The sequence below is a fragment of the Amycolatopsis alba DSM 44262 genome, from assembly GCF_000384215.1.
Taxonomy (GTDB): Bacteria; Actinomycetota; Actinomycetes; order Mycobacteriales; family Pseudonocardiaceae; genus Amycolatopsis; species Amycolatopsis alba.
Genome location: NZ_KB913032.1, coordinates 4,136,854 through 4,156,588, shown reverse-complemented (window position 1 = coordinate 4,156,588; position 19,735 = coordinate 4,136,854). Strand labels below are relative to the sequence as shown.

The following is a 19,735-nucleotide window of genomic DNA, read 5'->3' as shown; positions in this document are numbered from 1 at the left end:
CTCTTCATAGCGAGTCTGAGCCCATTCGATGCCCCGATCTCACTTGTCATTCTCGCAGGTGTCGCGCCGGAACACACGTCGCCGTCCCAAATTAGTACAAATCCCCAGGTCAACGTCACCCTTGGCGAGTCGGCCGGATGGTCAGATCGCCGATCTCGACGTCGTCGGGCTGGTCGATCGCGAAGGCGATCGCCCTCGCGACCGCCGCCGGGTCGATCCCGAGGCTGGTGTCTTCGATGAGCTCGGTGCGGACGTAGCCGGGTGAGATCGACGTCGTCCGCAGCGTCCCGTCGGTGTTCTCCTGCCGCAGGCCCTCCAGGAGGGTGCGGACCGCGTTCTTCGTCCCGGCGTACACCGCCTGGGTGGGGACGATCCGCAGGCCCGCCGTCGAGACGACGGTCACGAAATGGCCGCCGCCCTGCTGCCGGAACACCGGCAGGGCGGCCGCGATGCCGTGCAGGATCCCCTTGAGGTTCACGTCGACCATCGCCGCCCAGTTCTCGACGTCCAGGTCGGCGAGCGGGCCGAGCTTGGCGATGCCCGCGTTGCCTACGAAGACGTCCAAGCGGCCGAAGCGCTCGAGAGCGACGTCGACCAGCGTTTTGAGGTCGCCGGGATCGGTGACGTCCACGCGGGTGGCGGCCGCCTCACCGCCGTCGGCCCCGATCTCGGCGACCAGCCGGTCCAGCCGGTCGGTGCGGCGGGCGCCGAGGACGACGGACACGCCGAGCGAGGCGAGGTGCCGGGCGGCGGCCTCGCCGATCCCGCTGCTGGCTCCGGTGATGGCGACGACCTTGCCGTGAAGGGTCATGCGACTTCCTCCGCCTAGAGTGGACACATGTCCGGTTACCCCGACCACCCTAGCGGACACGTGTCCGCTTCTGCCGAGAGCGGCGGCACACTGCGCGCCGACGCCCAGCGCAACCGAGAACGGATCCTGCGAGCGGCACGTGATCTCGTGCGCGAACCGGGCGAGCTCAAGCTCAACGCCGTCGCGAAGGCCTGCGGCATCGGCCAGGGCACGCTGTACCGGCACTTCCCGACCCGCGAGGACCTCCTCGTCGAGGTGTACCGCCGCGAGGTGGAAGACCTGGTCACCGCGGCTTCGCGGCTGCTGGAGGCACACCGGCCGCTGGACGCGCTGGCGGCGTGGTTCGACCGGGTGGCCGCCTACGCGAGGGTCAAACGCGACGTGTTCGCGGCCGTCGAGGCGGCCACCTGGCGCGACCTCGCCGCCCACAGCCTCGGGCCGATCGGCGAGGCGGTGGAGCTGCTGCTGGCCGCCGGGCGCTCGGACGGCAGCATCCGGCCCGACGCCGAAGCACGGGACGTCATCGTGCTCATCAGCTGGCTGTCACGGCTGGAGGAAGCCGAAATCGACGCGCGAGGGCAGCGGCTGCTGTCGATCCTCGTCGACGGACTTCGCACGCGGGCTTGACCTTGACCCTGCGTCAGGGCCGGAGCCTTGCCGCATGACGAACACCCCACCCGTCGGCGGGTTCCAGGAGATCGACGGCCGCCGCCTTTTCGTGCACCGGTCGGGCGACGGCGGTCCGGCCGTCGTGTTCCTGCCGGGCGCGAGCGCGGTCGGCCTGGACTACTTCGGTGTCCAGCAGGAGGTTTCGCGGTTCACCACCGCCGTGGTCTACGACCGCGGCAGCACGGGCTACAGCGCTCCCCTGCCGCTGCCGCGCACCGCCACCGCGGTCGCCGCCGAACTGCGCGAACTGCTGCTCACCCAGGGCATCGCCGCCCCTTACGTGCTGGCGGCGCATTCCCTCGGCGGCCTCTACGCGCACCGGTTCGCGCAGCTCTACCCGCACGACGTCGCCGGGCTGGTCTTCCTGGACGCCCTCCACCCTGCTTGGGACGACTTCATGCCGCCCGCGGCGAGCCTGGCCGAGGCCGAGCGGACTGCGCCCGATCCGGACCGCCTTGCCCTTCGCGAGATGTATGCCGAGCTGCGCACGGCCTATCCGGAAGACGTGGCGAAGCCCTGGTCGAGGCGAAAGTGAGCGAAGACTGGCTCCGCGCCGGTGCCGCCGAGCGCACCGGGCTGGTCGCCCTCGCCGCCGAACTGCGAGCCGGGCCGGACCTGCCCGACGTCCCGGTCGTCGCGCTCACCGTCGTCGGCACCCCGTCCTCCGAGCTCGACGACGCCAAGACAAAGCTGGATGCGGCCGTGGTGGGCCGGTTCTCCCGCGGGGAGCAGCGCGTCCTCACCGGCACGCTCCACCACCGGCTCTGCTTCGACCGCCCCGACGCCGTGGTCCAGGCGATCCGCGACGTCGTGGACCGCTCCTAGACTCGGCCGTGTTTCCGGGACCAGGAGGACGGGTGCTCACGATCGGCCAGCTCGCGGCGACCGCCGGCGTGACCGTGCGCACCGTCCGCCACTACCACCACGTCGGCCTGCTGCCCGAGCCCGGACGCGACGCCTCCGGCTACCGGCGGTACAGCGCGCAGGCGGCGGTGGATCTCATCCGGATCAGGACCCTCGCCGACGTCGGGGTGCCTTTGGCCCGCGTCGACGCGCTGCTGCACGCGCGGCCCGAGGAGTTCGCCGCCGCCATCACCGACATCGACGCCGAGCTGCGGCGCAAGATCGACAGGCTCACCGAGAACCGCCTCCGGATCGCCGACCTGACCGGCGGGGAACGGCTCGTCCTGCCTCCCGAGGTGGTCGCCCTCCTGGACCGGATGCGCGGCCTGGGGATCAGCGAACGTCGCGGGTCTACCTCGCCTGTGATCAGGCCGTCGGCTGGGACCCGCGCGACCCGCGCCTGGACCGGCTCATCGACGACCTGGACGCCTGGGAGATCCGGCACGAACAGGACGGTGGCCGGTCCGGGTACCGCGAGCTGGTCGTTTCCCGGATCTCGGAGGCGTCACCGGCGTGGCAACGCGTCGTCGACGAGCTCACTCACCGCGCGCGGACGCGAAAGCGCAGGTGAGTAGCGATCCCCGCGACAGGCGTGCCCTGCGGGATCAGCTCGCCCAGGTGACCGGCGAACAGCCCGGTCCCCCGCCCCAGCACCACGGGGGCGAGATGGAGGTGGACCTCGTCGAGCAGGCCCGCGCCGAGCAGTTGCCCGGCGACGTCCGCGCCCAGCACCAGGACGTCCTTGTCCCCGGCGGCGGCTTCGGCACGCCGGACAGCGGCCTCCAGCCCGTCGAAGGCGAACGTCCCGCCGTTGTCACCGAGGAGGTCTTCCCTGGTCCGATGGGTGACGACGAAGCTCGGGACACCGGGCCAAGGCGTCCCGCCCCACGGGCGCAGACCGAGGTCGAAGGTGCGGCGCCCGATGACGGTGGCCCCGACCCTCGCGTTCACCTCCTCGAAGGCGCGGGCGTCGGCTCCGTCCCCGGCCATCCACTCGTGCAGCCGTTCGCCTCCGTCGCCCATGGGCTCTTCGGCCCGGACGTCCGGGCCGGCGGTGAAGCCGTCCATCGACATCGACACATCCAGCACCACCTTGCTCATCACAAGGCCTCCTTCTCTTCCGATGCTTTCGGAGGAGGAGTCGGAGCCGATCCGGCCTTCTCGACACCGGGCGTCGCTCAGAGTTCCCCGGCTCGCTCGTACAGCTTCCGCACGGGCTCCGTGAAAGCGGCGCCGCTCAGGTCCGTGGTCACGCCGTCCTCGGTCATCGTTCCCCGGCTCGTGACGCTGAAGATGGTGCCCTTTCCGGTGGCGGGATCGAAATTCCGCAGCCATGGACCGCCGCTGGAGCCGCCCGCCAGGTCGCAATCGGTGTTCCACGTCGTGCTGACCGAGTTCTTTTCGAGCGTGGCGGGCCGCACGCAGGAGAACAACGCCTCACCGCCGGCCGCCTTCGAAACGGGGTAGCCGAGCATGGTCGTGTCCACGGTGGACGGAAGCTCCTCGAACGAGATGTCCTGGGTGCCCGCGACGTCCGCGACGTGCCGGCCGTCGACCGGGTCGAGGGCGAGCACCGCGTCGTCGTCCGACCCGCTCATCGGCCCCGAGTACGTGCCGGCCCAGGCGAAGGACCGGGCCGCGAACACCCCGTGCGGCGCTTTGCCGTGGTCGTAGCCCGGCACGAACACGACGTTCACGATCTTGATCGGATTGTCGAACCGGTCCAGCCCGCCGTTCACGCAGTGCCCGGCGGTGAAGGCGACATCCTTGCTGGCACTGGGGACCACCGTCGCCGTGCAGGATCCGTCGACACCGGGCTCGGCGGTGAAGAACAGCCGCCCGACCCCCGAGGGCACCGGCCCCTCCCATTCGCGGCCGATCTTCTCGGCGGGCGGCAGGTCCTCCTCGCCCACCCACTGACTCATCCGCTCCGGCGTCCAATGGGCCAGCGCCGCCGCCCGGTCGGCCTCGCTCACCGTGGTCACCACCTGGTCATCGGCAGCGGACGCCGGTGCGGCCACCGCCACCGTCGCGGCGCCGAGAACGGCTGACAAGGCAACGACCCGGCGAACTGCTTGCTTCAAGTCCATACACAGTGGACGTCCCGGCGGCAGGGAGGTTGACCATGATCACTCCGCGTTGCCCACGCTCGGTCCATTTGGTATACCAAAGTGGGTCGCTTCGAGGCCCCGTCGAGAAAGGTGCCCTCTGTGTTGATCCGGAACGTTCGCCCGTGGGGTGGACAGCACAGTGACGTCGAAGTGGCGGAAGGCCGGATCGCCGCGGTGCGACCACACGATCCCACCGCCGCGCCGGCGTCCGACACGGTCGACGGGCGCGGACGGCTGCTGTTCCCGTCGTTCAGCGACGTGCACGTCCATCTGGACTCGACCAGGATCGGCCTGCCGTTCCGGCCGCACACCGGCGCGCCGGGCGTGTGGGCGATGATGCTGAACGACCGCGAGAACTGGCGCGACGCCGAGGTGCCGCTGCCCGAGCGCGTCGCCGGGACGCTGGAGCGGATGATCGCCAACGGCACGACGCGGGTGCGCACCTACGCACAGGTGGACGTCGACTGCCGGCTGGAAAAGCTCGACGCCGTCCTCGCCGCGAAGGAACGCTTCGCCGGGCACGCGGACGTCGAAGTGATGGCGTTCCCGCAAGCCGGGATCCTGCGCGAACCCGGCACCGTGGACGTACTGGAGGCCTCGCTGCGCTCGGGCGCCACGGTGGTCGGCGGGATCGATCCGTGCTCGCTCGACAAGGACCCCAAGGGACACCTCGACGTCGTGTTCGGCCTTGCCGAGAAGTACGGCGTCGAGGTGGACATCCACTTGCACGAACCGGGGCACCTCGGCGTTTTTTCCACCGACCTGGTGATCGAGCGGGTCCGCGCGCTGGACATGCGCGGCAAGGTGACCATGTCGCACGCGTACGAGCTGGGCTCGGTCTCGGAATCGGTGAGCCGCCGCCTGATCGACACGTTCGCGGAACTGGACATCGCGATGGCGACCGTCGCGCCGTCCGTCGACGGGCAGCTGTCCTTGGCGGACCTCACGACCGCGGGCGTGCGCGTCGGTCTCGGCGAGGACGGCCAGCGGGACTACTGGAGCCCGTACGGCAACTGCGATCTGCTCGACCGCACCTGGCAGCTGGCCTTCACGCACGGCTTCCGCCGCGACGACCTGATCGAGATGGCACTGGCCGTCGCGACGATGGGCGGCGCCTCGATCATGAGCCACGACGTCCCGCGGCTGGCCGGTATCGCCGACCGTCCCGGTGTGGCCGTCGGCGACCGCGCCGACCTGCTGCTGGTGGACGGCGAAACCCCGACGAGCGCGGTGATGGACCGCGGCAAGGACCGCACGGTGCTGCACGACGGCGTCGTCGTGGCGGACGGCCTGTCGGTGGTGCGGCTCTGATACGGTCATTTCAGATGATGTCAACATCTGAAATCTGGGGTCGCCGATGCGCGTGCTCTTCACCAGCCTCGCGTCGGCAGGCCACACCTACCCGCTGATCCCGCTCGCGATCGCCGTCAGGGACGCCGGGCACGAGGTGCATTTCGCCACCGGCGAGCACGTCCACGCGCCACTGCTCAGGAACGGCCTCCGGCCCTTTCGCCCCGCGGACTCGTTCTACGAGATCTATGCCGAGGACCTCGAACCGGAGCTGGCGCTGCTACGGCCCGATCTCGTCGTACACGAATGGGGTCAGCCGGGAGCAGCCATCGCCGCGCAGCAAGCCGGGATTCCGGGTCTCTGGCACGGATTCGGCCGCCTGTTCCCCGACGGAATCGGACTCCGGTCCCCCATGTCCCCGGCCCGCCCGCATCTGGACATCTGCCCACCGTCCTTACAGGACAAGGACTTCCTCGCGACAGCCGAACGCGTCGAACTCCGGCCCGTGCCCTACTCCGAGCCGTCACTTCCCCCGTGGCGCCCACCGTCGCGACCGCTGATCTACCTGACCCTCGGCACCGCGTTCGGCACACCCGAAGTGCTCACCACCGCCATCCAGGGCCTGGCAGCGCTCGACGCGAACGTCGTGGTCGCCACCGGACGAGTCCGGCCGGAGCAACTCGGTTCCATGCCGGACAACGTCACGGTCCAGGCCTGGATACCGCAAGCGGATCTGCTGCCGCATGTCGACGCCGTCGTGCACCACGGCGGCAGCGGCACCACCCTCGGCGCGCTCGCCGTCGGCGCCCCGCAACTGCTTCTCCCCCAGGGCGCCGACCAGTTCGCCAACGCCGAAACCCTCACCTCCGCGGGCGCCGCGCTGTGTCTCCCGCCCGGCGAACTGAGCGCGGACGCCATCGCCGAACACACCCGGAAACTGCTGCGAAACACCAGCCACCGCGACGCGGCCCGCGAAATCGCCGAGGAGATCGCCCGCATGCCTTCCCCCGACGACGTCGCCCGTGAGCTGCCGCGGTGGGTGGCGTGACGACATCCGCGTGGGACGAGGTAGCGACAGCAGTCGCGGCGGCCCCTTACCCGGTCACCGTGCTCGCCCCGGACAGTGATCGCGCCGCCCACTGCCTGCGTGAACTGGGCATCACGACCGGCTCATGGCTGGGCGCCGTCATCGGCCACACGGGCGGGTTGCTGGTCGACCATGGATGGCTGCGCGTTCTCGGCTGCGGAACGGAGACCATGCCCGCCGCTTCCCTGACGGTCGCCTACGACGTGTTGGGCGGCGTGTATGACTGGACGGTCAATCCCGCGGGGCGGCCGACCATCCACTACTTCGGGCCCGACGCCCTCGCGTGGGAAGACCTTGAGCTGGGGTACGCCGAATGGCTGCACGCCGTGCTCGCCGGTTCGCTCGACCGGTTTTACGAAACCCTGCGGTGGCCCGGCTGGCAAGCCGAAGTCGGCGCGGTCGCGGCCGACCGGGGCATTCACACCTTCCCGCCGCCTTGGAGCAAGGAAGGCAAAGACCTCTCGACGGTGTCGCGGGCGGTCGTCTCGCTGGCGGAGCTGGTGTCGGTCCATCAGGAAACCGCGCGGCAGTTGGACGGCCAGGATTCCTGAAACAAAGGCCTACTGCACGTGGACCGGGCGAAAGAGTGGGCCGCCTGGGGCTCGAACCCAGAACCTACGGATTAAAAGTCCGCAGCTCTACCAATTGAGCTAACGGCCCGTGCGGCCGAGTCTAGTAGACAGCCGTCGACCACCAGGATGGTGGGGCCGCCGCCGGAGCGCCACGGAATTGTCGGGGGTCTCTGCCAAGGTCGGGGGCATGGACACGATCCCTGACGAGAACTACTCGGCGAGCTGGCGGGGTGATCGTCCGGAGTCTTCGCGGGTGGCGAGCGAGCGCGAGATCCTGACGTCCACCCTGGACTGGCATCGCCGCACGTTCGAGCTGAAGTGCGAGGGCCTGACGCCGGAGCAGATGGCCGCGCGGGCGGTGGAGCCGTCGAGTATGTCGCTGCACGGGCTGCTCAGGCACCTCACCGGCACCGAGCGCTGGTGGTTCCGCCTGCAGTTCGCGGGCGAGGACGTCCCGATGCTCTATTACTCCGACGAGCGGCCCGAGCAGGACTTCGACGACACCGACGGTGACGTCGAGGCCGCGTGGGCGGCGTGGCGTGAGGAGTGCGCGCGGTCCAGGGAGATCGTCGCGGCGGCCTCGCTCGACGACACGGGCACGAGCCGCCGCGACGGGGAGCCGTTCTCGCTGCGGTGGCTGCTGACGCATCACATCGCCGAGTACGCGCGCCATGACGGCCACGCCGACCTGCTGCGCGAGCGCATAGACGGGAGGACAGGCCACTGAAACCCGGTAGTGCGATGCTGGGCCGATGAACGCCGATCCCGATTCCGGCCTCCTCTCACCGGTCCGCGCCGGCACGCCCTCCGAGGCGGCGACGGGTGATCTCGCCTGGCTGCGGGCGTTGCTCGACACGGAGGCGGCGCTGGCCAGGGCGCAGGCCGGGACCGGGCTGATCCCGCGCGAAGCCGCGGAGGCGATCACTGCGGCGGCCGCGACAGTGGAGATCGACGTGGTCGCGCTGGCGAGGGCGGCCCGCGAGACGGCGAACCCGGTCGTGGGGCTGGTCAAGGAGCTGACAGCGGCGGCCGGGACCGAGTACGTCCATCGTGGCTCCACCAGCCAGGACATCTTCGACACCGCGATGATGCTGGTCGCCGCCCGGACACGGACGCTCCTCGCGGCCGACCTCGAGACGACGGCGGACGCGCTGGGGGACCTCGCTCGCGTACATCGCGACACGGCCATGGCCGGGCGAACCCTCACCGCCCACGCGGTCCCGACCACGTTCGGGCTCAAGGCGGCGGGCTGGCGTCAGCTGACGCTCGACGCGCTCGACAGGCTGAACCGCGTCGTCCTGCCGGTCTCGCTCGGTGGCGCGGCCGGTACGCGAGCCGCGTACGCCGAGTACGCGCGTCTCGCCGGGCTGCCCGAAGGCTATCCGCAACGCCTTCAGACAGCCTTCGCCGAAGAGACCGGTCTCGCCGAGACCACGCTCCCCTGGCACACGCTCCGCACCCCGACGGCCGACCTCGCGGCGGCCCTGTCGTTCACCGCAGCCGCGCTCGGGAAGATCGCGGTCGACGTCCAGTTCTTGACTCGCACCGAGGTCGGTGAGGTCGCCGAACCCGCGGGTGCGGGCCGTGGCGGGTCTTCGGCGATGCCGCACAAACGCAATCCGGTGCTGGCGACGTTGATCCGCTCGGCCGCGCTGCAGGTACCGGTGCTGGCCACCGGCGTCACGCAGGCCCTGGTCTCCGAGGACGAACGGTCCGCGGGCGCGTGGCACGCCGAGTGGCAGCTGCTGCGCGACTGCCTCCGCCTGACCGGCGGCGCCGCGCATACGGCGGCCGAACTCGCGCGCGGTCTGGTCGTCAACGAGGAACGGATGCGCGAGAACCTCGGGCTCACGCACGGCCAGATCGTCTCCGAACGACTTTCGACCGTGCTCGCCCCGCTGCTCGGCAAGACACGGGCCAAGGAGGTCCTCGGGCACGCGTCGAAGCTCGCCCTGGAGCAGGGCAAACCCCTCGGCGAGGTTCTTTCCGACCTGCCGGAGGTAACCGGAGTCCTCCCCGCGGATTCCCTTGCCGACCTGCTGGATCCCTCGAACTACACCGGTTCGGCCGGGGTGCTCACGGACGCCGCGCTGGAGGGCCTCGAAGAAAATCCGGGAACTTCTTGAACCGGTCCCGCCGAGGGCCCGTGTAGGGGGTACAAGCTCACCGCGCCGAGCCGCGGAACCCCCTACGAACAAGGAGAAATCCCATGCTTCGCAAGCGTTTCGTCGTCGCTGCGGCGTCCGCGGCCGCGGGCCTGGTGGCGCTGTCGGCCTGCTCCGGTGGCACCGAAGCGGCGGCTCCGGCCGTCGCACCCGCCGCCGCGGTGGCCGGGGCGGGCGGGAACGCCCCCGCGGCCAAGGGTGAGACCAAGGTGGCCGTGGCCGAAGCCGGGAATCTCGGTCAGATACTCGTCGACAAGGACGGGTTCACTTTGTACCGCTTCGACAAGGACAGCGCGAAGCCGCCGAAGTCCAATTGCGACGGTGACTGCGCGAAGGCCTGGCCGCCGGTGCTCGCCGAGGGCGAAGTCCGGATCGAAGGGGTGGACCAGTCCCTGGTCGGAGAGGTGACCCGCACCGACGGCCGCAAGCAGGTCACCGTCGGCGGCTGGGCGCTTTACCGCTACGCCAAGGACGCCAAGGCGGGCGAGACGAAGGGGCAGGGTGTCGGCAGCACTTGGTACGCCGCGAACACCAAGGGCGGCAAAGCGGGCCAGGCCGCGAAGGAGGCTCCGGCCGAGCAAAAGGATGCCGCCACGAAGCTGGCCGCGAGCAACGTCGACGGCATCGGACCGGCCATTGTGGACAAGGACGGCTTCACCCTCTACATGTTCACCAAGGACAAGAAGAACAAGCAGCCGACCTGCAACGGCGACTGCGCGAAGGCCTGGCCGCCGGTGCTCGCCGAGGGCGACGTCCAGCTCGAAGGCATCGAGAAGAAGCTGCTCGGCATGGTGAAGCGGGCGGACGGCACCATGCAGGTCACCGTCGGCGGCTGGCCCGTCTACCGCTACGCCAAGGACGCGAACGCCGGCGAGGCGAACGGTCACGGCGTCGGCGGCACCTGGTTCGTCATCGAGCCCGCCGGGTGCAAGAGCTCCGCGCCGGTGAAGGACAAGGCGGCCCAGAGCGGGAACGCCGCCCCCAAGAAGGAGGAAGGCGCTCCCGCCCAGTCCGGCGGTTCGGAGTACGGCTACTGAGCCCGAAGACCTAGTGGGCAAGGCCCGGCGGTCGCTCTTCACGAGCGACGGCCGGGCTTTTCTCATGCTTGGGCCGTCGCGAACCGTCCGGAACGGGTTCGACGACCGTCGCGCTGTCGGCGCGGTCCGTCACCACGGTCTCGTCTTCGTCCTCCGGCAGCAGCACCTTGTGCCGCGCGGGCAGGAACGCGATCACCAGTCCGAGCGCGGCGAGGCCGAGGTGCACCCAGTTGTCCGGCCCGTTGAGGTTGAACGGGTTCCCCGCCTGTGAGACCGGGTTGCTCGAAACGGTCCCGGCGATCATGAGACCCCAGACGAACAGCGCCCCGAAGGCGACGAACGTCAGGAGACCGAAGACACGGGACCGGCCCGAGCCGAAGGTCAGCAGCAGACCGATCGCGCCCAGCAGGACGAACCCGAGGTTGTAGAGGGGGTTCACCGAGAACCCGAGAACGGTCGCGTCGTTGCGGCCGATGAAATCGGCGAACCCGGTCCTGGTGAAGCCCACGATCCCGAACACCAGATAAGCCAGGCTCACCAGCCCGGCGAGGATCTGCGCGGGCTGGAGTCCCGCCGTCCGGATACGAGCGCGTTGTACACGTGCCATTGCTCCGCCTTCCAGAGTTGGCCACCTAAATTCACGCTGGGGGTCACATACCCCGGTGATCTCCCGGACAAACCGGAAGACACACTGCGCGTTCGGATCATCACCAGATCCCTTTCAAACGAGATCTGCATCACACGAGTCACTCGATTGCGAACACGAATGGGTGATCCGGCCAACAAGTCGTGTGGGCAAGGTGAGCGGAGTCTTCCTCCTGGCGGGGCTGTGCCTGGGAGCCATCATGGCGATGCTGCTGGTTCCGTCGTCGCGTCCCGGCCCGTCGGCGGTCGCGGACGCAGCGTCGGGGACCGCGGCGATGACCATCGAAGCCGAATCGGAAACACCCGAATCCCCGCCGCCGTCACCCTCGGTGCCGTCGAAGTCCGCCGATCCCGGCAAGCCACCGGCGGTCGTCGACGCGCAGGCCCTCGCGGACCTCGTTCCCGGCGGGCAGGTGAGCGTGGTCGTCTACGACCGCGTCGCCAAGAAGAACACGGTTTCCCTTAAATCAGAACGTTCCTACACCTCGGCGTCCCTCGTGAAGCTCCTCATCGCACTGGAAGCCCTGCAAGCGGGCGCGCCGCCGAGCACCGTGCAGCGGATGCTCTCGGTCAGCGACGACGACATCGCCAGCAGGCTGTGGACCGCGTACGGCGGACCCGCCATCGTCACCCGCTGGGCGACCAAGATCGGCCTCGCCGGCACGCATCCGCCCGAGGATCCCGGCCGCTGGGGCGACACCCGGATCACCGCCGCGGACATCGCGAAGATCTACCGCTACCTGATGGAGCAGGCGGGCGCGGGAACCCGTACGACGATCATGCGGGCGCTGAGTGCCGCGACGGAGAACGGATCCGACGGGATCCGGCAGTATTTCGGCATCGCGGACGCCGTCGGCGATCTTCCCTGGTCGATCAAACAGGGCTGGGCGTGCTGCCGCGGCTCACGGATCCTGCACAGCTCTGGTGTCGTCGGGAAGGACAACCGTCACATCGTCGTCGTGCTGACCTCTCAGCCGACGTCGACCACCTATGTCAGTGGCGGCAAACGGGTGACCGACGTAGTGAAAGCGCTGCTTCCCGCTATTGACGACCTGTAAACAGGGTGGGACAGTGGCCGCACGCCGCTCTTCCGGGAGGTCGTCATGAGCGCCGAAGCCCGCCTGCCCGCCGTGACCCCGCTCGGCCCGGATTCCGTTGCCTGGCAAGTGGTCGGCGACCGGAGGCTGCTGCTCGGCGCGGGGACCGCGTTGCTGCTGCAGGTCGCGCATCCGGTGGTCGGCGCCGGCGTCCACGATCATTCGAACTACACCGAAGACCCGTGGGGCCGCCTCGACCGGACCATCGATTCCTTGCTGTCACAGGTTTTCGGCGGCCAGGAGGCGATCGCGGAGGCCGAGCGGCTCCGCGAGCTGCACAAGGCGATCAAGGGTGTCGACCACCACGGCGAGCGCTATCACGCGCTGAACCCCGAAGCGTATCGATGGGTGCACGGTTCGACCTTCTGGACGACCGTCCGCATGCGGGAACTCTTCATACATCCCTTGCCACGCGAGGAAAAACGCCGCTTCTACGCGGAATGGCGACACCTCGGCCTGATCCTCGGCCTCCGCGAGCACCACATGCCGCCGGACCTCGAAGGGTTCGAAGCGTACTTCGACGACGTCGTCGCGAATCGGCTCGAAGACAACCACACTGTGCGGGAACTGCTCGACTCGATCACCATGCGGGACACCCCGCCGCCGCCTTGGTGGTTCCTGCCGGAAGCCTTGTGGCGTCCCGTCCGGCCCGCGGGCGGGAACGTGCTGACCCTGTGCGCGATCGGGTTGCTGCCACCGGCGCTCCGCGACCGGCTCGGTCTCAAGTGGACGAACGCTGACGAGCGTCATCTCCGGCGGCTGGGAGCTGCCACGAGGGCGGCCGGGAACCGGGTTCCCGACCGGCTTCGCTTGTACCCCAAGGCGTACCTGGCTACTCGACGACGTCGACCAGAGCGCCCTTGGCGCCGGTGTTCGGCAAGGGCCACGGGGTGACCCCGCCGTTGGAGATGATCTTCTTGTCCTGCGGCGCGCTCGGCGGCACGGTCCGCGCGCCGATCCACGCCAGCACGTCGGGCACCTGAGCCTTGAAGGTGTTCATGTTGTGCCCGGCGTCCGGGATCCGCCACGACGAGAGCGTCGCGGGCGCGCGGACGGCCGACTGCAGCTGGTCGATCGAGAAGCTCTCGAAGCTTTCCTTCTCCCCGGCGATCGCGAGGATGTCGACCGGCGACGGATGCTTCTGCAGGTTCAGCGAGACCGTGTTCGCGTCGATGATGTCCTGCCTGCCCTTGAACAGGTTCTCCGTCTCCGCGTCCACCGAAGCCTTGTAGTAGCCGCTCACGCTCGCCGCCTGGCCGTACCACTGCGGGTGCCGGGTCACCAGGTTCATCGCGCAGTACCCGCCCGAGGACCAGCCCGCCATGGTCCACGCCTTCCGCTGCGTGCCGGCGCCGAGCTTCTCGATCGCCCAGTCTCGGATGTCGGCGGTCAGGTAGGTGTCGTTGGCGGTCCCGTTGACCTCGTCGATGCATTCGGTGTCGTGACCGATCTTCGGCTTCCCTGTCGGGTCCGGGATGATCACCAGGGTCGGCGGGAGCGTGTGCTTCGCGATGGCCGCGTCGAGTTTCGCGGGCAGTTCGTAGGGTCCGGTGACCACTTCCGGACCGGACGGGTAGTTCGGGATCCATTCGATGACCGGGAACTTGAGCGCCCGGAACGCGGGGTCGTAGTACTGGGGCGGGAAGTACACCGAGACGTCACGCGTGAGGCCGGTGCGCTTGCCGGTCACCGTCATGTGCACGACGGAGCCCTTGCCCTCCTTGGCCCGCATCGCCCCGGCGTCGCGCAGCTTGTCGAGGTCCGAGCCGTTCTGACCGGCGACGGCGTCGGTGCTCTCCCCCGAGTAGACGCCAGTGCCGAACAGGGCGCCGACCGTCGGGAAGAACCCGCCGATCATGTTCCCGCCCATCCCGGTGCTGACCACGATCAGCACCACCGCGACGAGGATCGTGCCGCTGCGGCCGACCACCTTGCGACGCCAGCGCTCCCAGAAGAACGGCACGGCGATGATCGCGAGCAGCGTCAGCACCACGACGATGACGAGGTTCAGCGTGGAATCGAGCCGGATGGCACTCAGTCCCAGTCCCATGGCGATCGTTTTCCTCCCCGGCCGCGGCACGCCCCCGCACCGCACTTCCCACATCTGGACCAAGAGACGTGCGACCACGGGGAAGTGTTGTCCAGGGTGACGCGTGTCACCCTGGACAAAACGTGTCCTAGGGTACTCAGCCCGCGAGGGCCGTGCGCAACACCCCGATCGCCTGCTTTATCGCCGCCTCCGCGGCGTGCGTTTCACGCAGCGTGTTGAGCATGACGAAGTCGTGGACGACGCCCTGGTACCGCACGGCCGTCACCGGCACTCCGGCCTGACGCAGCTTCGCGGCGTACGCCTCGCCCTCGTCGCGCAGGACGTCGGCTTCCGCGGTGATCACCAGCGCGGGCGGCAGGCCTGCCAGCTCGTCGAGGCTCGCCCGCAGCGGTGACGCGGTGATCTCCGCACGCTGCGCCGGGTCGGTCGTGTACTGGTCCCAGAACCACTTCATGCCGTCGAGGGCGAGGAAGTAGCCCTCGGCGAACTGCCGGTAGGACTCGGTGTCGAAGTTCGCGTCGGTGACCGGGTAGAAGAGCACCTGCTGACGGAACGTGACGTCGCCGCGCTGTTTCGCGAGCAGGGTGAGCGCGGCGGTCATGTTCCCGCCGACGGAGTCACCGGCGATCGCGATTTTCGTGCTGTCGAGCCCGTTCTCGGCGCCGTGCTCGGCGACCCATTTCGCCACCGCGTAGTTCTGCTCGATGGCGACCGGGTAGCGCGCCTCCGGGGAGCGGTCGTATTCGGGGAAGACCACGGCCGCGCCCGCGCCGACGGCGAGCTCGCGGACCAGGCGCTCGTGGGTGTGGAAGTTGCCGAAGACCCAGCCGGCGCCGTGGATGTAGACGATCACGGGTAGCGGCCCGGTGACGCCCTGCGGCCGGACGATGCGGACCTCGACTCCGTCGACATGCGTGGTCTCGACGTCCGCGGCGGGCAGTTCGACGTCGCCGCCCTGGACCTCGTCGACGGCCTTGCGACCTTCGGCGGGCGGAAGCTGGAAGAGGAACGGCGGCGTGGCGGTCGCCTCGACGAAGGCCTGGGCGGCCGGTTCAAGGGCCAGGTTGTGTGGGTTGGCGGTCATTTCTGCCTCCTGGGAGCCGAAGTCGATGAACCAAAGGTAGCTCGCAACTAAGTTGTGCACAACTAAAATGTCCTCAAGGAGATTTAGCCCACTCAAGTGGCGGACTGAGGCATGATCGACGCACCATGGGACGAGGAGGACCGATGCCGACAGACAACAACGCGTCGCTGTGCCTGGACGATCAGCTGTGCTTCGGGCTCTACGCGGCATCGCGGGCCGTGACCGCGCTTTACCGCGTGGTACTCGACGATCTGGGCCTGACCTATCCGCAGTACCTGGTGATGCTCGCGCTCTGGGAGGAGGACGAGCGACTGGTCAAAGAGCTCGGCACCGTGCTGAGCCTCGACTCCGGAACGCTGTCACCCTTGCTCAAACGCCTGGAGAAGTCCGGACTGGTCCGGCGAGACCGGCGCGCCGACGACGAACGGTCCGTGCGCATCAGCCTGACCGAGGACGGCGCCCGGCTCAGGGACCGCGCGAGCGGGATCCCGAAGATCATCGGCGACGCGATGGGCCTCGACGCGACCGGGCTCGCCCGCACCCGCGCGGAACTCGATCGCCTGACCGAATCCGTCAACGCCTACCGCGAGGCCTACGTCCCGGCCGGTTAGCATGGGATTTCCGGCGCGGACAAAGGGATGACGATGATCGATCACGACGCGGCGCTCAAGGCCGTCGAGAACAGCTTGGACCGGCCGTCCGCGGCACGGGTCTACGACTACTTCATCGGCGGGGACACCCACTACGCCATCGACCGCCTGTTCGCCGAGAAGGTGCGCCAGCGCCTGCCGCTCATGGGTGACTACTGCAAGACCAGCAGGCAGTTCCTCGGCCGGGCCGTGCGGCATTGCGCGGAACTGGGCATCCGGCAGTTCGTCGACATCGGCTCCGGCCTGCCGACGGCGGGCAACGTGCACGAGGTCGCCGACGAGGCGCGGCCGCAGGAGGACACGCACGTCCTCTACATCGACAACGAGCCGATCGCGCTCGCGCATTCGACGCTGCTGCTCGCCGACACCGCCGACCCGGACCGGCACCACGCGATCGCCGCGGACCTGTTCGACCCCGAGGACCTCTGGGAACGGGTGATGGACTCCGGCATCATCGACGTCGAGGAGCCCGTCGCGCTGGTGATCAACGCGGTCATGCACTTCATCAAGGACGAGCAGGACCCGGACGCGCTGCTGGACTTCTACCGCGACCGGCTCGCGCCTGGCTCGCTGCTGGTGATCTCGCAGATGACCAACGAGAACCCGGCCAACGACGAGGAGCGGCAGGCGCTGCTCGACATCCTCGAGTACTACGAGACCACGACGAACCCCGGTTTCCTGCGCACGATGGACGAGTTCCGGCGGTTCTTCGGCGGCTGGCCGCTGCTGGAGCCGGGCCTGGTCTACGCGCCGGCGTGGCACCCGGACGAGAGGACGGTCTTCGCCGCCGCGCCCTCCGAGTCGCGCGTCATCGGCGGGATCGCCCGCAAGCCGTAACAGCTCCAGAAGTACGTGAAGGCCCCCTTCATTGCGCCTAGCGCAGTGAAGGGGGTCTTCACGTACTTGTGACGCGCGTCGCCTTGCAGTGCAACTAGGTGCATATGAAACTAGGTGCATGGCACTGGAGCACGCGATCCTGGTCTCCCTGTCCGAGCGGTCCGGCTCGGGCTATGAGCTGACGCGCCGCTTCGAGAAGTCCATCGGACTGTGGTGGAACGCCACCCACCAGCAGATCTACCGCGTTCTCAAGCGCATGGAGGACGCGGGCTGGGTCAGCGTCGACCAGGTCGCGCAGTCCGGGAAACCCGACAAGAAGGTCTACACCGTCGGCGACGCGGGCCGGGCCGAACTCGCCCGCTGGCTCGCCGAACCCGATCCGTCGGCCACCGCCAGGGAGCTCGCCGTGAAGATCCGCGGCGCGGCGCTCGGCGATCCGGCCGCCGTCGCCGCCGAGGTCACCCGGCATCGCGACGCGCACGCGGCACAGCTCGACGCCTACCTGCTGATCGAGAAGCGCGACTTCCCCGACCCCAGCGTCCTCAGTGGACAGTCGTTGCACCAGTTCCTCGTGCTGCGTGGAGGAATCCGAACCGAACAGGGCCACGTCGAGTGGCTCGAGGAAGTCCTCCAGGCATTCCACCACGATGCGTAAGGACCCGGCGATGAGCCAGTACCCGAACCTGCTGTCCCCGCTCGACCTCGGCTTCACCACCCTGCGCAACCGGGTGATCATGGGCTCGATGCACACCGGCCTCGAAGACAAGGAAGCGCATTTCCCGCAACTGGCCGAGTACTACGCCGAACGCGCCCGAGGCGGCGTCGGGCTGATCGTCACCGGCGGGTTCGCGCCGAACCGGACCGGCTGGCTCCTGCCGCTGGCGTCGAAGCTCTCGACGCGCGCGGAAGCCAAGGCGCACAAGCGACTCACCGATCCCGTGCACGAGGCGGGCGGCAAGATCGCGCTGCAGATCCTGCACGCGGGCCGGTATTCCTACCACCCGCTGAGCGTCTCGGCGTCGGGGATCAAGGCGCCGATCAACCCGTTCAAACCGCGGGCCCTTTCCGGCTACGGCGTGCTGCGGCAGATCCGCGCTTTCGCCGATTGTGCCTTCCTGGCCAAGGAAGCGGGCTACGACGGCGTCGAGATCATGGGCTCCGAGGGCTATTTCATCAACCAGTTCCTCGCCGAGCGGACCAACAAGCGCGCCGACAAATGGGGTGGCAGCGCGGAAAACCGGCGCCGGATCGCCGTCGAGATCGTGCGCCGCACCAGGGAAGCGGTCGGCGAGGACTTCATCATCATCTATCGACTGTCCATGTTGGACCTCGTCGAGGGCGGCCAAAGCTGGGAGGACGTCGTCGCGCTGGCCAAGGCGGTCGAAGAGGCGGGCGCGACGATCATCAACACCGGCATCGGCTGGCACGAGGCGAGGGTGCCGACGATCGTGACGTCCGTGCCGCGCGCGGCCTTCACCTGGGTGACCGGGAAACTCAAGCCGCACGTGGGGATCCCGGTGGTCACGTCGAACCGGATCAACATGCCCGAGGTCGCCGAGGAGGCACTGGCGGGCGGCGACGCGGATCTGGTGTCGATGGCGCGGCCGTTCCTCGCCGACCCGGAGTGGATCCGCAAGGCCGAGACCGGGCGCGAGGACGAGATCAACACCTGCATCGCCTGCAACCAGGCCTGCCTCGACCACGCGTTCAAGCGGAAGCTGGTGTCCTGCATGGTCAACCCGCGGGCAGGCCGCGAGACCACGCTGACCCTGTCACCTGCGCGGAAGACCAAACGCGTCGCCGTCGTCGGGGCGGGTCCCGCCGGGCTCGCGGCCGCGACCAGCCTCGCCGAGCGGGGGCACACCGTCGAGCTGTTCGAGGCCGAAGACGAGATCGGCGGCCAGTTCGGGATCGCGCGGAAGATCCCCGGCAAGGAGGAGTTCGCGGAGACCATCCGGTACTACACGCGACGGCTGGAGGTCACCGGCGTCAAGGTGCGCCTCGGTACCCGCGTGACCGCCGCCGCCCTGATCGACGCGGGGTTCGACGAGGTCGTGCTGGCCACCGGCGTGACCCCGCGGGTGCCGTCGCTCCCCGGCATCGACCACCCCAAGGTGCTGTCCTATGTGGACGTCGTCCGGCACGGGAAACCGGTGGGCGGCAAGGTCGCCGTGATCGGCGCGGGCGGGATCGGCGTGGACGTCAGCGAGTTCCTGACGCACACCACCTCCCCCGCGCTCGATCTGGACGCGTGGATGGCCGAATGGGGCGTCACCGATCCCGAACAGGCCGACGGCGGGCTGACCGAACGGAAGGTCGAGCCGTCACCCCGGCAGGTCTTCCTGCTGCAGCGCAAGAAGTCCGGTATCGGCGCGGGGCTGGGCAAGACCAGCGGCTGGGTGCACCGGGCCGCGCTGAAGGCGAAGCGCGTCGAGCAGCTCACCGGGGTCACCTACGACCGCATCGACGACGACGGCCTGCACATCACCGTCGGTGACGAGCCGCGCCTGCTCGATGTGGACACCGTCGTCGTCTGCGCGGGCCAGGAGCCGGTGCGCGACCTCGCCGACGACCTGCGGGCGGCCGGTCTGCCGGTGCATCTGATCGGCGGCGCCGACGTCGCGGCCGAACTGGACGCCAAACGGGCCATCGATCAGGGAACGCGCCTCGCCGCCGTTCTCTGACGAGTGGGCCTGTAGATGGCAGGATGAACCCTTGTGCGGGACG

The 19,735-nt window shown here is 69.1% G+C and carries 22 protein-coding genes and 1 tRNA gene; 16 read left to right on the top strand and 7 right to left on the bottom strand.

Features of this window, described 5'->3' with window-relative positions:
* Window positions 1-115: 115 nt before the first annotated feature.
* On the bottom strand, window positions 116-811 hold the full coding sequence (locus AMYAL_RS0119765) for an SDR family oxidoreductase (RefSeq protein WP_020633033.1): 696 nt from the start codon (window positions 809-811) through the stop codon (window positions 116-118).
* 27 nt (window positions 812-838) lie between these two features.
* On the opposite strand from AMYAL_RS0119765, the gene AMYAL_RS0119760 reads away from it, so the two are divergent.
* The 4 genes from AMYAL_RS0119760 to AMYAL_RS46005 are packed head-to-tail and all read left to right on the top strand — an operon-like array spanning window position 839 to window position 2,958.
* Window positions 839-1,438, top strand: a complete 600-nt coding sequence (locus AMYAL_RS0119760; RefSeq protein WP_084702134.1) for a TetR/AcrR family transcriptional regulator — start codon at window positions 839-841, stop codon at window positions 1,436-1,438.
* Window positions 1,439-1,472: 34 nt separating this feature from the next.
* Window positions 1,473-2,015, top strand: a complete 543-nt coding sequence (locus AMYAL_RS46010) for an alpha/beta fold hydrolase (protein WP_020633031.1) — start codon at window positions 1,473-1,475, stop codon at window positions 2,013-2,015.
* Window positions 2,012-2,305 (top strand): hypothetical protein, encoded by a 294-nt coding sequence (locus tag AMYAL_RS50350; protein ID WP_020633030.1) that lies wholly within the window; start codon window positions 2,012-2,014, stop codon window positions 2,303-2,305. Before AMYAL_RS46010 ends, AMYAL_RS50350 begins: the two co-directional genes overlap by 4 nt.
* A gap of 32 nt (window positions 2,306-2,337) precedes the next feature.
* Complete coding sequence (locus AMYAL_RS46005) at window positions 2,338-2,958, top strand: MerR family transcriptional regulator (protein ID WP_245192969.1); 621 nt, start codon at window positions 2,338-2,340, stop codon at window positions 2,956-2,958.
* On the opposite strand, the gene AMYAL_RS0119745 is transcribed toward AMYAL_RS46005, so the two are convergent.
* Together AMYAL_RS0119745 and AMYAL_RS0119740 are read right to left on the bottom strand one after the other, a co-directional pair.
* Window positions 2,924-3,484 (bottom strand): dihydrofolate reductase family protein, encoded by a 561-nt coding sequence (locus AMYAL_RS0119745; RefSeq protein WP_020633029.1) that lies wholly within the window; start codon window positions 3,482-3,484, stop codon window positions 2,924-2,926. The genes AMYAL_RS46005 and AMYAL_RS0119745 overlap by 35 nt on opposite strands.
* Before the next feature lie 77 nt (window positions 3,485-3,561).
* Window positions 3,562-4,437: a trypsin-like serine peptidase gene (locus AMYAL_RS0119740; RefSeq protein ID WP_020633028.1), complete on the bottom strand. Its 876-nt coding sequence runs from the start codon at window positions 4,435-4,437 to the stop codon at window positions 3,562-3,564.
* A gap of 156 nt (window positions 4,438-4,593) precedes the next feature.
* On the opposite strand from AMYAL_RS0119740, the gene AMYAL_RS0119735 reads away from it, so the two are divergent.
* Genes AMYAL_RS0119735 through AMYAL_RS0119725 form a run of 3 tightly spaced genes read left to right on the top strand, consistent with a single transcriptional unit; the run spans window position 4,594 to window position 7,422 of the window.
* Window positions 4,594-5,805, top strand: a complete 1,212-nt coding sequence (locus AMYAL_RS0119735; protein WP_020633027.1) for an amidohydrolase family protein — start codon at window positions 4,594-4,596, stop codon at window positions 5,803-5,805.
* Between the two features lie 46 nt (window positions 5,806-5,851).
* Complete coding sequence (locus tag AMYAL_RS0119730; protein ID WP_020633026.1) at window positions 5,852-6,832, top strand: glycosyltransferase; 981 nt, start codon at window positions 5,852-5,854, stop codon at window positions 6,830-6,832.
* Entirely contained in the window at window positions 6,829-7,422 is a 594-nt protein-coding gene (locus tag AMYAL_RS0119725; RefSeq protein WP_143267681.1) for a DUF2625 family protein, read from the top strand. Before AMYAL_RS0119730 ends, AMYAL_RS0119725 begins: the two co-directional genes overlap by 4 nt.
* 36 nt (window positions 7,423-7,458) lie before the next feature.
* Here AMYAL_RS0119725 and AMYAL_RS0119720 read toward each other — a convergent pair.
* Window positions 7,459-7,531, bottom strand: a tRNA-Lys gene (locus AMYAL_RS0119720).
* A gap of 99 nt (window positions 7,532-7,630) precedes the next feature.
* Between AMYAL_RS0119720 and AMYAL_RS0119715 the strand changes: the two genes are divergently transcribed.
* From AMYAL_RS0119715 to AMYAL_RS0119705, 3 genes are all read left to right on the top strand, one after another.
* Complete coding sequence (locus AMYAL_RS0119715; RefSeq protein WP_020633024.1) at window positions 7,631-8,170, top strand: DinB family protein; 540 nt, start codon at window positions 7,631-7,633, stop codon at window positions 8,168-8,170.
* A gap of 25 nt (window positions 8,171-8,195) precedes the next feature.
* Window positions 8,196-9,569 (top strand): nitrosuccinate lyase, encoded by a 1,374-nt coding sequence (locus tag AMYAL_RS0119710; protein WP_020633023.1) that lies wholly within the window; start codon window positions 8,196-8,198, stop codon window positions 9,567-9,569.
* Window positions 9,570-9,652: 83 nt separating this feature from the next.
* Window positions 9,653-10,645, top strand: a complete 993-nt coding sequence (locus AMYAL_RS0119705; RefSeq protein ID WP_020633022.1) for an SCO0930 family lipoprotein — start codon at window positions 9,653-9,655, stop codon at window positions 10,643-10,645.
* Between the two features lie 10 nt (window positions 10,646-10,655).
* On the opposite strand, the gene AMYAL_RS0119700 is transcribed toward AMYAL_RS0119705, so the two are convergent.
* Window positions 10,656-11,252, bottom strand: coding sequence for a DUF4383 domain-containing protein (locus AMYAL_RS0119700; RefSeq protein ID WP_020633021.1), 597 nt, complete (start codon window positions 11,250-11,252; stop codon window positions 10,656-10,658).
* Between the two features lie 184 nt (window positions 11,253-11,436).
* Here AMYAL_RS0119700 and AMYAL_RS0119695 point away from each other — a divergent pair, with 184 nt between their 5' ends.
* Together AMYAL_RS0119695 and AMYAL_RS0119690 are read left to right on the top strand one after the other, a co-directional pair.
* The gene (locus tag AMYAL_RS0119695; protein WP_020633020.1) at window positions 11,437-12,348 is read left to right on the top strand and encodes a serine hydrolase; all 912 of its coding nucleotides are present in this window, start codon (window positions 11,437-11,439) and stop codon (window positions 12,346-12,348) included.
* Between the two features lie 45 nt (window positions 12,349-12,393).
* On the top strand, window positions 12,394-13,281 hold the full coding sequence (locus AMYAL_RS0119690; protein ID WP_020633019.1) for an oxygenase MpaB family protein: 888 nt from the start codon (window positions 12,394-12,396) through the stop codon (window positions 13,279-13,281).
* Here the strand turns inward: AMYAL_RS0119690 and AMYAL_RS0119685 are convergent.
* Both AMYAL_RS0119685 and AMYAL_RS0119680 read right to left on the bottom strand, forming a co-directional pair.
* Window positions 13,220-14,437, bottom strand: coding sequence for an alpha/beta hydrolase (locus AMYAL_RS0119685; RefSeq protein WP_020633018.1), 1,218 nt, complete (start codon window positions 14,435-14,437; stop codon window positions 13,220-13,222). The genes AMYAL_RS0119690 and AMYAL_RS0119685 overlap by 62 nt on opposite strands.
* Window positions 14,438-14,573: 136 nt before the next feature.
* Window positions 14,574-15,521 carry an alpha/beta hydrolase gene (locus tag AMYAL_RS0119680; RefSeq protein ID WP_020633017.1) on the bottom strand — a complete coding sequence of 316 codons (948 nt, stop codon included), beginning with the start codon at window positions 15,519-15,521 and terminating at the stop codon, window positions 14,574-14,576.
* A 143-nt stretch (window positions 15,522-15,664) separates the two neighbouring features.
* Between AMYAL_RS0119680 and AMYAL_RS0119675 the strand changes: the two genes are divergently transcribed.
* The 4 genes from AMYAL_RS0119675 (at window position 15,665) to AMYAL_RS0119660 (ending at window position 19,692) form a co-directional block, all read left to right on the top strand.
* Window positions 15,665-16,132 carry a MarR family winged helix-turn-helix transcriptional regulator gene (locus AMYAL_RS0119675; RefSeq protein WP_020633016.1) on the top strand — a complete coding sequence of 156 codons (468 nt, stop codon included), beginning with the start codon at window positions 15,665-15,667 and terminating at the stop codon, window positions 16,130-16,132.
* Between the two features lie 27 nt (window positions 16,133-16,159).
* Window positions 16,160-17,008, top strand: a complete 849-nt coding sequence (locus AMYAL_RS0119670) for an SAM-dependent methyltransferase (RefSeq protein WP_020633015.1) — start codon at window positions 16,160-16,162, stop codon at window positions 17,006-17,008.
* A 118-nt stretch (window positions 17,009-17,126) separates the two neighbouring features.
* Window positions 17,127-17,663, top strand: a complete 537-nt coding sequence (locus AMYAL_RS0119665) for a PadR family transcriptional regulator (protein WP_020633014.1) — start codon at window positions 17,127-17,129, stop codon at window positions 17,661-17,663.
* Between the two features lie 10 nt (window positions 17,664-17,673).
* Entirely contained in the window at window positions 17,674-19,692 is a 2,019-nt protein-coding gene (locus AMYAL_RS0119660; protein ID WP_026467253.1) for an FAD-dependent oxidoreductase, read from the top strand.
* Window positions 19,693-19,735 lie beyond the last annotated feature (43 nt).

Bases quoted from the DNA above. Each gene is read 5' to 3' on its own strand.
- AMYAL_RS0119665 (WP_020633014.1), top strand. From the start codon at position 17,127: ATGGCACTGGAGCACGCGATCCTGGTCTCCCTGTCCGAGCGGTCCGGC.
- AMYAL_RS0119670 (WP_020633015.1), top strand. From the start codon at position 16,160: ATGACGATGATCGATCACGACGCGGCGCTCAAGGCCGTCGAGAACAGC.
- AMYAL_RS0119675 (WP_020633016.1), top strand. From the start codon at position 15,665: ATGCCGACAGACAACAACGCGTCGCTGTGCCTGGACGATCAGCTGTGC.
- AMYAL_RS0119710 (WP_020633023.1), top strand. From the start codon at position 8,196: ATGAACGCCGATCCCGATTCCGGCCTCCTCTCACCGGTCCGCGCCGGC.
- AMYAL_RS0119765 (WP_020633033.1), bottom strand. From the start codon at position 811: ATGACCCTTCACGGCAAGGTCGTCGCCATCACCGGAGCCAGCAGCGGG.
- AMYAL_RS0119680 (WP_020633017.1), bottom strand. From the start codon at position 15,521: ATGACCGCCAACCCACACAACCTGGCCCTTGAACCGGCCGCCCAGGCC.
- AMYAL_RS0119730 (WP_020633026.1), top strand. From the start codon at position 5,852: ATGCGCGTGCTCTTCACCAGCCTCGCGTCGGCAGGCCACACCTACCCG.
- AMYAL_RS0119685 (WP_020633018.1), bottom strand. From the start codon at position 14,437: ATGGGACTGGGACTGAGTGCCATCCGGCTCGATTCCACGCTGAACCTC.
- AMYAL_RS0119715 (WP_020633024.1), top strand. From the start codon at position 7,631: ATGGACACGATCCCTGACGAGAACTACTCGGCGAGCTGGCGGGGTGAT.
- AMYAL_RS0119705 (WP_020633022.1), top strand. From the start codon at position 9,653: ATGCTTCGCAAGCGTTTCGTCGTCGCTGCGGCGTCCGCGGCCGCGGGC.
- AMYAL_RS0119745 (WP_020633029.1), bottom strand. From the start codon at position 3,484: ATGAGCAAGGTGGTGCTGGATGTGTCGATGTCGATGGACGGCTTCACC.
- AMYAL_RS0119700 (WP_020633021.1), bottom strand. From the start codon at position 11,252: ATGGCACGTGTACAACGCGCTCGTATCCGGACGGCGGGACTCCAGCCC.
- AMYAL_RS0119690 (WP_020633019.1), top strand. From the start codon at position 12,394: ATGAGCGCCGAAGCCCGCCTGCCCGCCGTGACCCCGCTCGGCCCGGAT.
- AMYAL_RS0119660 (WP_026467253.1), top strand. From the start codon at position 17,674: ATGAGCCAGTACCCGAACCTGCTGTCCCCGCTCGACCTCGGCTTCACC.
- AMYAL_RS46010 (WP_020633031.1), top strand. From the start codon at position 1,473: ATGACGAACACCCCACCCGTCGGCGGGTTCCAGGAGATCGACGGCCGC.
- AMYAL_RS0119760 (WP_084702134.1), top strand. From the start codon at position 839: ATGTCCGGTTACCCCGACCACCCTAGCGGACACGTGTCCGCTTCTGCC.